This window comes from Microbacterium sp., assembly GCF_039812165.1.
Taxonomy (GTDB): domain Bacteria; phylum Actinomycetota; class Actinomycetes; order Actinomycetales; family Microbacteriaceae; genus Microbacterium.
Map to the genome: position 1 here is coordinate 1 of NZ_JBDIAB010000083.1, position 11,898 is coordinate 11,898.

General features: G+C 71.5%; 12 protein-coding genes. 3 read left to right on the forward strand and 9 right to left on the reverse strand.

Annotation, left to right across the window (positions count from 1 at the left end):
- Positions 1-620: AAA family ATPase (locus tag WML84_RS08335; RefSeq protein ID WP_347345693.1), on the reverse strand; the 620-nt coding region annotated here is incomplete at its 3' end.
- Positions 621-761: 141 nt separating this feature from the next.
- Here WML84_RS08335 and WML84_RS08340 point away from each other — a divergent pair.
- The 3 genes from WML84_RS08340 to WML84_RS08350 all read left to right on the forward strand — a co-directional run bounded on the left by WML84_RS08340 (position 762) and on the right by WML84_RS08350 (position 3,168).
- Positions 762-1,115, forward strand: a complete 354-nt coding sequence (locus WML84_RS08340; RefSeq protein WP_347345682.1) for a dioxygenase — start codon at positions 762-764, stop codon at positions 1,113-1,115.
- 75 nt (positions 1,116-1,190) lie between these two features.
- The gene (locus tag WML84_RS08345) at positions 1,191-2,447 is read left to right on the forward strand and encodes a DUF349 domain-containing protein (protein WP_347345683.1); all 1,257 of its coding nucleotides are present in this window, start codon (positions 1,191-1,193) and stop codon (positions 2,445-2,447) included.
- Between the two features lie 145 nt (positions 2,448-2,592).
- The gene (locus WML84_RS08350) at positions 2,593-3,168 is read left to right on the forward strand and encodes an SAM-dependent methyltransferase (RefSeq protein WP_347345684.1); all 576 of its coding nucleotides are present in this window, start codon (positions 2,593-2,595) and stop codon (positions 3,166-3,168) included.
- Here WML84_RS08350 and WML84_RS08355 read toward each other — a convergent pair.
- From WML84_RS08355 to WML84_RS08390, 8 genes are all read right to left on the reverse strand, one after another.
- Positions 3,147-5,402: a bifunctional (p)ppGpp synthetase/guanosine-3',5'-bis(diphosphate) 3'-pyrophosphohydrolase gene (locus WML84_RS08355; protein ID WP_347345685.1), complete on the reverse strand. Its 2,256-nt coding sequence runs from the start codon at positions 5,400-5,402 to the stop codon at positions 3,147-3,149. The genes WML84_RS08350 and WML84_RS08355 overlap by 22 nt on opposite strands.
- Positions 5,403-5,456: 54 nt before the next feature.
- Positions 5,457-6,446 carry a protein translocase subunit SecF gene (secF, locus tag WML84_RS08360; protein ID WP_347345686.1) on the reverse strand — a complete coding sequence of 330 codons (990 nt, stop codon included), beginning with the start codon at positions 6,444-6,446 and terminating at the stop codon, positions 5,457-5,459.
- Positions 6,446-8,182: a protein translocase subunit SecD gene (secD, locus tag WML84_RS08365; RefSeq protein WP_347345687.1), complete on the reverse strand. Its 1,737-nt coding sequence runs from the start codon at positions 8,180-8,182 to the stop codon at positions 6,446-6,448. The genes secF and secD overlap by 1 nt, the downstream gene beginning before the upstream one ends.
- Positions 8,183-8,223: 41 nt before the next feature.
- A complete protein-coding gene (locus WML84_RS08370) occupies positions 8,224-8,634 on the reverse strand; it encodes a preprotein translocase subunit YajC (RefSeq protein ID WP_347345688.1) in 411 nt (136 codons plus the stop codon).
- Between the two features lie 83 nt (positions 8,635-8,717).
- Positions 8,718-9,749 carry a Holliday junction branch migration DNA helicase RuvB gene (ruvB, locus tag WML84_RS08375; RefSeq protein ID WP_347345689.1) on the reverse strand — a complete coding sequence of 344 codons (1,032 nt, stop codon included), beginning with the start codon at positions 9,747-9,749 and terminating at the stop codon, positions 8,718-8,720.
- Complete coding sequence (gene ruvA / locus WML84_RS08380; protein ID WP_347345690.1) at positions 9,742-10,359, reverse strand: Holliday junction branch migration protein RuvA; 618 nt, start codon at positions 10,357-10,359, stop codon at positions 9,742-9,744. Before ruvA ends, ruvB begins: the two co-directional genes overlap by 8 nt.
- Positions 10,360-10,368: 9 nt before the next feature.
- A complete protein-coding gene (gene ruvC, locus WML84_RS08385) occupies positions 10,369-10,971 on the reverse strand; it encodes a crossover junction endodeoxyribonuclease RuvC (RefSeq protein ID WP_347345691.1) in 603 nt (200 codons plus the stop codon).
- A gap of 47 nt (positions 10,972-11,018) precedes the next feature.
- Positions 11,019-11,777 (reverse strand): YebC/PmpR family DNA-binding transcriptional regulator, encoded by a 759-nt coding sequence (locus tag WML84_RS08390; protein ID WP_347345692.1) that lies wholly within the window; start codon positions 11,775-11,777, stop codon positions 11,019-11,021.
- Between the last annotated feature and the right edge of the window lie 121 nt (positions 11,778-11,898).

Here is an 11,898-nt window from a genome sequence, read left to right on the forward strand (position 1 = left end):
CCGGCGAGGGATGCCGCCGCCTCCAGCGCCGTGAGCGCCCGCCGCGCGTCGCCCGAGGCGAGCCGCACGAGCGCCGCGCGCGCCTCGGGGTCGAGCGCGACCTCACCGGCGAGGCCTCGCGGATCGGACACGGCGCGATCGACGAGGAGGCCCAGGTCGTCGTCGCTGAGCGGCTGCAGCGTGAGCAGCAGCGATCGCGACAGGAGCGGCGAGATGACCGAGAACGACGGGTTCTCGGTGGTCGCAGCGATGAGGATGACCCAGCCGTTCTCGACGCCGGGCAGCAGCGCGTCCTGCTGCGCCTTCGTGAACCGGTGGATCTCATCGAGGAACAGGATCGTCGACTGCCCGTACAGGTCGCGCTGCGTCATGGCGTCCTGCATGACCTCGCGGACGTCGCGGACCCCCGCGGTCACGGCGGACAGCTCCACGAAGCGGCGACCGGACGATCGCGCGATCGCCTGCGCGAGCGTCGTCTTGCCGGTGCCCGGCGGCCCCCACAGGATGACCGAGACCGCCGACTTGGTCGCGGCTCCCGGGTCTGCGAGCGCCACGAGGGGCGATCCCCGCCGGAGCAGATGCTGCTGCCCGGCGACCTCGTCGAGCGACACCGGCCGCATGCGCACCGCGAGCGGCGTCGGGGCCTGGAAGAGGGCGGACGGGGTCACCCGTCCAGGCTAATCGTGGCCGGCGACATCGCGCGTTTGGCCGTCGCCCCACGGGGACCGTAGGCTTTGTGCGGCTGACCGAAGGAGGGCCCGTTGGCTGCGGGAGCCGGCAAGAAGACCACGCGCGAGGCGAAGGAACGTGCTCGGCTCTACGAGGCGCGCCGCGAGCTCCACGAGTCGCAGCTCCGCCGCCGCCGGCGCGACAACCTCGTCGCGGGCGTCGCGGGAGGCGTGCTGATCCTCGCCGTCGTCGGCGGGCAGGTCGCCTACTACACCCTCGGCCCCGGTGTGCCGGAGCCCACGCCGACCCCCGCTCCGACCGAGACCGTGCCCGCGGAGTCGCCCGCCCCGACCGACGTCCCCACCGAGGAGCCGGCCGAGCCCGCCGCGCCCGAGACCCCCGCCGAGGAGCCGGCACCCGAGCCCACGCCGGAGACCACGCCCTGAACCGGCGCGCCCGGCATACTAGGCTGTGAGCCGACCGAACCCCCATACGGCGTGAGCCGTGACGAGGTGCATCCCGTGACTTCCGCCAGCACACCAGAATCCGCCGTCTCCGAGCCCTGGGGCCGTGTCGACGACGACGGCACCGTGTCCGTCCGCGAGGGCGACCAGTGGCGTGTCGTCGGCCAGTATCCCGACGGCTCGCCAGAAGAGGCCCTCGCCTACTTCGAGCGCAAGTACGCCGACCTCGCCGGCGAGGTGACGCTGCTCGAGGTGCGGCAGCGCCGCGGCGGCGCGTCGGCCGCCGATCTCCGGTCGGCCGCGAAGACCGTGCGCGAGCGCATCGCCGGGGCGTCCGCCGTGGGCGACCTGGCCGCTCTGCAGGCCCGCGTCGCCGCGCTCGAGGACGCCCTGACCGAGGCGTCGGCCACCGAGGCCCAGGCGGCGCGCGAGGCCGTCGACGCGGCGGTCGCCGAGCGCACGCAGCTGGTCGAGCAGATGGAGGCCATCGCGGCCCGCGACCCGAAGACCATCCAGTGGAAGCAGACCGCGGCCGAGGCGACCGCGCTGTTCGAGCGCTGGCAGGCCCACCAGGCCACCGGGCCGCGCCTGCCCAAGGCCGTCGGACAGCGGCTCTGGAAGCGGTTCCGCGACGCGCGCAGCGTCGTCGACAAGCACCGCCGCGACTTCTACGCCGTGCTCGACGAGACGCACCGCACCGCACGCGACGCCAAGCAGCGGCTCATCGAGCGCGCCGAGGCGCTCGCGAGCAAGGGCGAGGACGGCATCGGCCCCTACCGCGACCTGCTCGACCAGTGGAAGAACGCCGGACGGGCCGGCAAGAAGGCCGACGACGCGCTGTGGGCGCGGTTCAAGGCCGCCGGCGACGCCCTGTACGGCGCCCGCGCCGATCGCGAGCAGGCCGACGCCGAGGCCTCCCGCGAGAAGATCGACGCCAAGCGCGCGCTCCTCGACGAGGCCGCCGCGATCCGTCAGGAGAGGGACACCGCGAAGGCGCGGGCGCTCCTCACCGGCATCCAGCGCCAGTGGGACGAGATCGGCCGCATCTTCCCGCGCGACAAGGAGCGCGCCCTCGACGACGAGCTCCGCAAGATCGAGCAGGCCGTGCGCGCTCGCGAGGACGCGGACTGGAAGAGCAACAACCCCGAGACCAAGGCTCGGCAGAGCGACATGTCGCAGCAGCTGCACGACGCGATCGCCAAGCTCGAGGCCGAGGCGGCCCAGGCCGAGAAGCGGGGGGATGCCGCATCCGCCGCCAAGGCGCGCGAGGCGCTGCAGGCGCGCAAGGCGTGGCTGAAGGCCCTCGGCGGCTGAGCCCCTCTCACCGCGCAGAGGCATGCCTCCCCGGCGGGAGTCCGCCTCGGGATCGAGTCCCTCCACACCGCCGCGATCCGTCCGGTTCTCCACAGTCCGGTCGGATGCCGCGGCTCGGCGCTCCCGCATCGGCGACACTGCTGCCATGTGGCCGTTCCTGTACTTCGCCGATGACCGCCTCTCCACGCCCGAGCTCATGGCGGCGCGCCTGGACGGCCACCTGATCGAGGTCGGCGAGGGCTTCATGCCCGCCGACGCGGTGGAGACCCGCGAGCTGCGTGCGGCATCCCTCCGCCGCGTGTGCGCCCCGGGGCTGGCGTTCACCCACGAATCCGCGGCCTGGGTGCACGGCGCTCTCACCGAGGTGCCGCGGCGGCACTGCGTGCAGCGCACGGGCGCGCGGCGCCGTCCGCCGCTCCTCGACCGGCGGCTCCGCTATCGCGACGGGCGGCTCGCCGACCGCGACGTCGTCATCGTCTCCGGCGTCGCGGTGACCGTGCCGGAGCGGACCCTCGCCGACCTCGTGCGCGACCGGGTCGACTCCGACGGCGCCGCGCCGACCGCGGCGGACGCGCTCATCGCGGTGCACCCCGGGCTCGTGCGCAGCACGCTGGCGTGGCTGGAGGGGGCGCCTCCGCTGCGCCGCAAGCGGCACGCGGTCGCGTGCCTGCGCGACCGGCTCGAGCGCGACGGCCCCGGTCAGGACGACGTGACGCGGTAGACGTCGTACACGGCGTCGACGCGGCGGATCGCGTTGAGCACGCGGTCGAGGTGGACGATGTCGCCCATCTCGAAGACGAACCGGCTGAGCGCCAGCCGGTCGCCCGTGGTGGACACCGACGCGGAGAGGATGTTCACGTGGTGCTCGCTCAGCACGCGCGTGATGTCGCTCAGGAGGCCCGCGCGGTCGAGCGCCTCGACCTGCACCTGCACGAGGAACACGCTCTTGGTCGTCGGAGCCCACTCGACGTCGATGAGCCGGTCGGGGTCGGACATGAGCGCGCGCACGTTCGTGCAGTCCTTGCGGTGCACCGACACGCCGCTCCCCCGCGTGACGAAGCCGACGATCTCGTCGCCCGGGACCGGCGTGCAGCACTTGGCGAGCTTGACGAGGATGTCGGACGCGCCGCGCACGAGCACGCCGGAGTCGCCGCCGCGCGGGGCGCGGGAGCGGCCCACCGGCGGCAGCATGATGGGGCCGGTGGAGGTGTCCTCCTGCGTCCGCACGAGCGCGGTGACCTTCTCGATCACCGACTGCGTCGAGACGTGGCCCTCGCCGATCGCGGCGTACAGCGCCGTGACGTCCTCGTAGCGCAGCTGATGGGCCACCTCGGTGAACGAGTCCTGGCCCATCAGGCGCTGCAGCGGCAGGTTCTGCCGCCGCATGGCGCGCGCGATGGCATCCTTGCCCTGCTCCACCGCCTCCTCGCGGCGCTCCTTGGTGAACCAGCCGCGGATCTTGCTGCGGGCGCGCGTGCTCTTCACGAACGCGAGCCAGTCCTGGCTGGGACCCGCGTCGGGGTTCTTCGACGTGAACACCTCGACGACGTCGCCCGAGTGCAGCTCCGACTCCAGCGGAACGAGACGGCCGTTGACCTTCGCTCCCATCGTGCGGTGGCCGACCTCGGTGTGCACGGCGTAGGCGAAGTCGACCGGAGTGGCGCCGCCGGGCAGGCCGATCACACGGCCCTTGGGCGTGAAGACGTAGACCTCCTTGGCGCCGATCTCGAAGCGCAGCGAGTCGAGGAACTCGCCCGGGTCGGTGGTCTCGGCCTGCCAGTCCGAGATGTGCGCGAGCCACGCGAGATCGGCGTCGACCGAGCGGTGATCGGTCTTGCCGGCGTTCATGCGGTCCTTGTACTTCCAGTGCGCCGCGACGCCGTACTCCGCCTGCTGATGCATCTCGTTCGTGCGGATCTGGATCTCGACCGTGCGGCCGCCGGGGCCGATCACGGTCGTGTGCAGCGACTGGTAGAGGTTGAACTTCGGCGTGGCGATGTAGTCCTTGAAGCGCCCGGGCAGCGGCGTCCAGCGCGCGTGGATGGCCCCGAGCGCCGCGTAGCAGTCGCGCACGGTGTTCACGAGCACACGGATGCCGATGAGATCGTAGATGTCGTCGAACTCGCGGCCGCGCACGATCATCTTCTGGTACACCGAGTACAGCTGCTTGGGGCGGCCGACCACCTTGCCCCGGATGCGGAGCTCCCTGAGGTCGGCGTCGACGGCCTCGATGACCGACTGCACGTACTGCTCGCGCTGCGGCGTGCGCTGCTTGACGAGACTCTCGATCTCGACGTAGAGCTTGGGATGCAGGACGGCGAACGAGAGATCCTCGAGCTCGTTCTTGATCGCCTGGATGCCGAGGCGATGGGCGAGCGGAGCATAGATCTCCAGCGTCTCCCTGGCCTTCTTCTCGGCCTTCTCGGGCGACTGGAACCCCCACGTGCGCGCGTTGTGCAGGCGGTCGGCGAGCTTGATGAGGAGCACGCGGATGTCCTTCGACATCGCCACGATCATCTTGCGCACGGTCTCGGCCTGGGCGGCGTCGCCGTAGGTGACCTTGTCGAGCTTGGTCACGCCGTCGACGAGCATCGCGACCTCGTCGCCGAACTCCGCCGTCAGCGCGTCGAGCGTGTACGAGGTGTCTTCGACGGTGTCGTGCAGCAGCGCCGCCGCGATCGCACGAGGTCCCAGCCCGAGCTCGGCGAGGATCTGCGCCACCGCCACCGGGTGCGTGATGTACGGTTCGCCGCTCAGCCGCTTCTGCGTCGCGTGGGCCTCGGCGGCGACCTCGTGGGCGCGCTCCACGATCGCGAGGTCGGCGCGCGGATGGTGCGCGCGCACGGTGTGCAGCACCTGCTCGATGCCCGCACGCGGCGTCGAGCGGGAGAAGATGCGCGGGACCAGACGGCGCAGCGACGGCGTCTGGGCGGACGCGGGCACCGTCTCGGTCATCCGTTCACCTCCGCGCTGTAGAACTCGTCAATCCTACGCCCGGAACGGGATCGGTCAGACGTCGGCCAGAGCGCGCTCCCGCGCGGAGAGCACGCGCTCGTCGCGCGCCTTGATGTCGGGCTCGTTCTCGCGCAGGAACGCGTACAGCGGGGCCGCGACGAACAGCGTCGAGTACGCGGCCACGATCGTGCCCACGAAGATCGACAGCGAGATGTCGGTGAGGGTCTGGGCACCGAGCCAGAGGGCGCCGATGAACAGGATCGCACCGGTGGGCAGCACCGCCACGACCGTCGTGTTGATCGAGCGCACGAGGGTCTGGTTGACGGCGAGGTTGACCGACTCGCCGAACGTGCGGCCGGACTTCTCACCGTCCTCGTGGGTGTTCTCGCGGATCTTGTCGAACACGACGGTGGTGTCGTAGAGCGCATACGAGAGGATCGTGAGGAAGCCGATCACGGCCGCCGGCGAGATCTCGAAGCCGCACAGCGCGTAGATGCCGATCGTGACGACGAGGACGTCGACCAGGCCGATGATCGCGGCGACCGACATCTTCCACGTGCGGAAGTAGATCGCCAGGATGACGAACGTCAGCGCGAGGAAGATCGCGAGGCCCCACAGCGACTGCCGGGTGACGTCCTGCCCCCAGCTCGGGCCGATGAACGACGAGCTGACGTCGGCCGCGTCGACGTCGAGCGCCGAGGCCAGGGCCGCGGAGACGTCGCGCGTCTCGGCATCCGTCATCTGGTCGGTCTGGACGCGGATGCTGTCCTCGCCGATCGTCGTGACCTTCGTCGCCGCCCCGGCGACCACCGACTGGACGGCGTCGGTCGCGGCGGTCTGGTCGGGGGTCGCCACGTTGCTCACGGTGAACTGCGAGCCGCCGGTGAACTCGATCGAGAACTGGATCGGGCGGATCAGCGGCACGAGCGCGGAGCCGATCACGAGGATCGCCGCGATCAGGAACCAGAGCTTGCGACGGCCGACGAAGGGGAAGGACGTCCGGCCGGTGTAGAGGTCGTTGCCCAGCTGGTTCATGGAGCGCATCAGTCGTCCCTCTCCGTCGACGAGGCGGACGAGGAGCTCGATCGCGCGCCCGCGGCGAGCTCGGCCTGCTTGCGCTCGGCGATCGTCTGGCGGCGCTCGGCCTCGCCGCGCGAGCGTCCGGCGCGGCGCGAGGCGGAGCCCTTGACGCCGGCGGTCGGGGCGGGCGCGCGGAACTGCGCGCGGCCCCGGTACACGGCGCCGAGCGCGTCGGGGTCGAGCCCGGAGAGCGGATGCCCCGACCCGAAGAACCGCGTGCGGGCGAGCAGCTGCAGCACCGGATGGGTGAACAGGATGAAGATCAGGATGTCGATGACGGTCGTGAGGCCCAGCGTGAACGCGAAGCCCTTCACCGTCGCATCGGCCAGGATGTACAGCACCACGGCGGCGAGGATGTTGATCGACTTCGAGATGTAGATCGTGCGCTTCGCGCGGCCCCAGCCGTCCTCGACGGCGCCGGTGATCGACTTGCCGTCGCGCAGCTCGTCGCGGATGCGCTCGAAGTACACGATGAACGAGTCGGCGGTGAAGCCGATCGTCACGATGAGGCCCGCGACGCCGGCCAGCGACAGGCGGAAGCCCATGCGCCAGGCGAGGATGCACAGCGTGATGTAGGTGAGCACCGCCATCACGGCCAGCGACGCGATGATGATGAACCCGAGCGCGCGGTAGACGACGAGCGAGTACAGCGCCACGAGGGCGAGGCCGATGAGGCCGGCGATGAGGCCGATCTGCAGCTGCTGCGACCCGAGCGTGGCCGAGATCGAGTTGGAGCTCTGCACCTCGAAGCTGAGCGGCAGGGCGCCGTACTTGAGCTGGTCGGCGAGCGTCTTGGCCGACTCCTGCGTGAAGCTGCCCGTGATCGAGGGCTTGCCGTCGAGGATGACGCCCTGCATGCGGGGCGCCGAGAGCACGCGGCCGTCGAGCACGAACGCGAACTGGTCCTGCGGCGACGTCGCGCCGTACAGGCGCTGGCTGACCTTGCCGAAGGTCTCGGTGCCGGCCTGGTCGAAGGTGAGGTTCACCGCCCACTGGTTGTCGTTCTGCTGCAGCCCGAACGTCGCGTCGTTGATCGACGAGCCGTCGAGCTCCACGGGGCCCAGGATGTACTTGATCGAGCCGTCGGTCTCGCACGTGATGAGCGGCTGGTCGGCCGGCGCGTTCGCGGGATCGTTGGCCGGGTCGGCGCAGTCGTAGGCGAGGAACTGCGCCTGCAGGGCCGGCGTGACCCAGTTCAGGTCGCTGCCGTCCGTGGGCGCGACGGTCGGCGTCGCCGGCAGCGCGGGATCCGGCGTCGGGTACGGCGTCTGCTTGCCGTCCTCGCCGACATAGGTCGTCGCGGGGGCACCGGTGTAGAGCACGGCGCGCAGCTGCAGCTGGGCGGATGCCTCGATCCGCTGCCGCGTCTCCTCGTCGGCCTGTCCCGGCACCTGCACGACGATCTGGTTGCCCGCCTGCGTGGCGATGTCGGCCTCGCCGACGCCCGAGGCGTCGACGCGCTGCCGGATGATCGTCGCGGCCTGGTCCATCTGCTCCTGGGAGGGCGCGGCGCCGTCGGGCGTGCGCGCCTCGAGGATGATCTGCGTGCCGCCCTGCAGGTCGAGCGCGAGCTCAGGCGTCCATGAGCTCTTGCCGAACACGTACACACCCAGCGCGTTGATCCCGAAGAGCACGGCCGTCACGACCAGCAGGCCGGTCAGTGCCCGCCAGGCGTGGCGGACGGGAGTGGGTGTGGCCACGGAGGGTCAGCTTTCGTGCGGGCCGCTGGGGCGGCGCGGGCTCAGGGCTTGCGCGGGTCGTCCGCGTCGGGGACGGTGTCGTCGCCGGGGATCGACTCGATCTCGGGGGCCTCGGCGGGGGTCTCCTCGACCGGGTCGACCACGCGCAGGATGCCCTGGCTGTGCACCTCGACCGACACGCCGGGGGCGAGCTCGACGCGCGCCGGCTTGGAGAGGTCGTCGCCGTCGAACTCGACGAGCGTGCCGTAGAGCCCGCCCTGGAGCAGCACCTTGACACCGGGGACCATCGCGCGCGACTTCGCCTCCTGCTCGGCCTTGGTGCGCTGCATGCGGCGGCGCGAGCTCCAGAACATGAAGCCCAGGAGCACCACGAGGATGATGATGAGGCCGTAGTCGGCGAAGAACTTCATGGCCGGGTTGACCTCGGCGGTCTGCGCTGTTGCGAGAAACATTTAGGTGGGAGCACCTTTCACAGTGGACACGCCGTCATGACGCGGCCTGTTCGGGGGGAGAAGGGCACTCAAGCCCTCAGCGATTATAGGTCATCGAACGGGAACGCCTGATCGGCGTGCGGTACACGCAGGTGCGCGTACGCCTCGGGGGTGGCGATGCGACCGCGGGGCGTGCGCCCCAGGAAGCCGATCCGCACGAGGTACGGCTCGACGACCGACTCGATCGTCTCGGCCTCCTCCCCGACCGCCACCGCGAGCGTGCCGAGGCCCACCGGGCCGCCGCGGAAGCGGCGCACGACGGCATCCAGCACCGCCCGGTCGAGGCGGTCGAGCCCGATCTCGTCGACGTCGTAGAGGTCGAGCGCGGCCGCCACCTCGGCCTCGGTCACGCCGACCGACGCGGGATGCGTGCCGTGCACGATCGCGTAGTCGCGCACGCGCCGGAGCAGGCGGTTGGCGATGCGCGGCGTGCCGCGCGAGCGGCGTGCGATCTCGGCGCGCGCGGGCGCCGGCACGACCACGTCGAGCACCGCGGCGGAGCGCGCCACGACCCGTTCGAGCTCGTCGGGCTCGTAGTACTCGAGGTGCGCGGTGAACCCGAACCGGTCGCGCAGCGGGTTGGGCAGCAGACCCGAGCGCGTCGTCGCGCCCACGAGAGTGAACGGGGCGAGGTCGAGCGGGATGCTGGTGGCGCCGGCGCCCTTGCCGACCATGATGTCGATGCGGAAGTCCTCCATCGCGAGGTACAGCATCTCTTCGGCGGCGCGGGCCATCCGGTGGATCTCGTCGATGAAGAGCACCTCGCCGGGGACGAGGCTCGACAGCAGCGCCGCGAGGTCGCCGGCGTGCTGGATCGCCGGCCCGCTGGACAGGCGCAGCGGGCGACCGCTGTCGTGTGCGACGATCATCGCGAGCGTCGTCTTGCCGAGGCCCGGAGGGCCGGCCATGAGGATGTGGTCGGGCGGCCGCTGCTGGATGCGGGCGGCGTCGAGCAGCAGCTGCAGCTGGCCGCGCACCTTGTGCTGGCCGACGAACTCCGACAGCGACGTCGGGCGCAGCGCCCCCTCGACGGCGAGCTCGGCGTCGTCCTCCACGTGCTCGTGCAGGTCAGCCATGCGGCAGGTCCGTCCGTGCGGGTCCGAGGTGGGCCAGCGCGAGCTTCAGCAGCGCCGGCACCGTCGATCCGGCGGGCGCGTCGGCCGACGTGGCCGCCACCGCGTCGAGGGCGACGCGCTCGCTCCAGCCGAGCCCCACGAGCGCGGCGACGACCTGTCCGTTGACGGCGGTCGCGGCCGTGCCGGCGCTCGCCGTCGTGGCACGGCCGGAGGGCCGCAGCTTGCCGGCGAGCTGGACGACGATGAGCTTCGCGGTCTTGGGGCCGATGCCCGAGACGCGGCGGAACGGCGCGTCGTCCTCGGACCCCACGGCATCGGCCACCTGATCGACGGTGAGCGTCGCGAGCACGCCCAGCGCCGACTTCGGGCCCACGCCCGACACGCTCAGCAGCTGCGTGAACACGACGAGCTCGTCGCGCGACTCGAAGCCGTAGAGCGAGAACGCGTCCTCGCGGACGACGAGGTGCGTGTGCAGCACGATCTCGTCGCCGGCGTGGAACTCGCGCGACAGCTGCGGGGTGACGGCCACGGCATAGCCGACGCCGCCGACGTCGACCACGACGCTCTCGTCGTCGAGGTGCAGCACGCGTCCGCGCAGGGAGGAGATCATGCCCCGAGCCTAGACGCCGCTTCGGACGTTTGTTCGAGCGACACGCTCGCGGCGCGAGACCCGCTCGGCGTCGGCCCACGCGCGCTGGGCGGGCGTGAGCGACGTCGCCTGCGACGCCTCGGGCGCTCCGCCCCGCCACGCGTGGCACAGCGCGAGCGCGAGCGCGTCGGCGGCGTCGGCCGGCTGGGGCAGCGCGTCGAGCCGCAGCACGCGGGCCACCATCGTCTGCACCTGCAGCTTGTCGGCCGAGCCGTAGCCGGTGACCGCGGCCTTCACCTCGGTGGGCGTGTGCGTCGCCGCGGGCACGCCGTGCTCCGCCGCCAGCAGCAGCGCGATGCCGCTCGTCTGCGCGGTGCCCATCACCGAATGGCGGTTGTGCTGTGCGAACACCCGCTCGACCGCGACGACGTCGGGCGTGTGCTCCTCGAGCACCGCCCGGATGCCGGCGGCGATCACGGCGAGTCGGCGCTCGATCGGCAGGCCCGGGTCGGAGCGGATGACGTCCACGTGCACGAGCCGTGCCGACCGGTCGCGCGCCACGTCGACGACGCCGACGCCGCAGCGGGTGAGGCCGGGGTCGATGCCGAGCACGCGAAGGCGAGGGGATGCCACTCCCCCACGCTAAGTCGGATCGCCCGGAGAGCCCGCGTTGGGCTCGGTCAGTCGTCGTTCTCGAGCTCGGCCTGCACCTCGGCGGACAGGTCGAAGTTGCTGAACACGTTCTGCACGTCGTCGCTGTCGTCGAGCGCGTCGATGAGGCGGAAGACCTTGCGGGCGGTGTCGGCGTCGATCTCGACCTTCAGCGACGGCACGAACTCGACGTCCGCCGACTCGTAGTCCAGGCCCGCCTCCTGCAGGGCCGCGCGCACCGCCACCAGGTCGGACGCCTCGGTGATGACCTCGAAGCCCTGCGCGTGCGGCTCCACCTCTTCGGCGCCGGCCTCGAGCGCCGCCATCATGACGTCGTCCTCGGTGGTGCCCTCGCCCGAGACGACGATGACGCCCTTGCGGTGGAAGTTGTAGGCGACCGAGCCGGGATCGGCGAGCGAGCCGCCGTTGCGGGTCAGCGCCGTGCGCACCTCGGCGGCCGCGCGGTTCTTGTTGTCGGTGAGGCACTCGATCATCAGCGCCACGCCGTTCGGGCCGTAGCCCTCGTACATGATCGTCTGGTACTCGACCGCCTCGCCGCCGATGCCGGCGCCACGCTTGATCGCGCGATCGATGTTGTCGTTGGGGACCGACGTCTTCTTCGCCTTCTGCACGGCGTCGTACAGGGTGGGGTTGCCGGTGAGGTCGGCGCCGCCGAGCTTGGCGGCCACCTCGATGTTCTTGATGAGCTTGGCGAACGACTTCGCGCGGCGCGCGTCGATGACGGCCTTCTTGTGCTTCGTCGTCGCCCACTTGGAATGCCCGGACATGCGGTTCCCTTCTGATGGGGACGGCTGAGCGACCCCGCAGATGACAGTTCTCGGGACGATGCCCGTGCACCGTCGATTGTAGAAGGTCGCGCCGACGGGCGGGCAATCATCGCACGGGCCG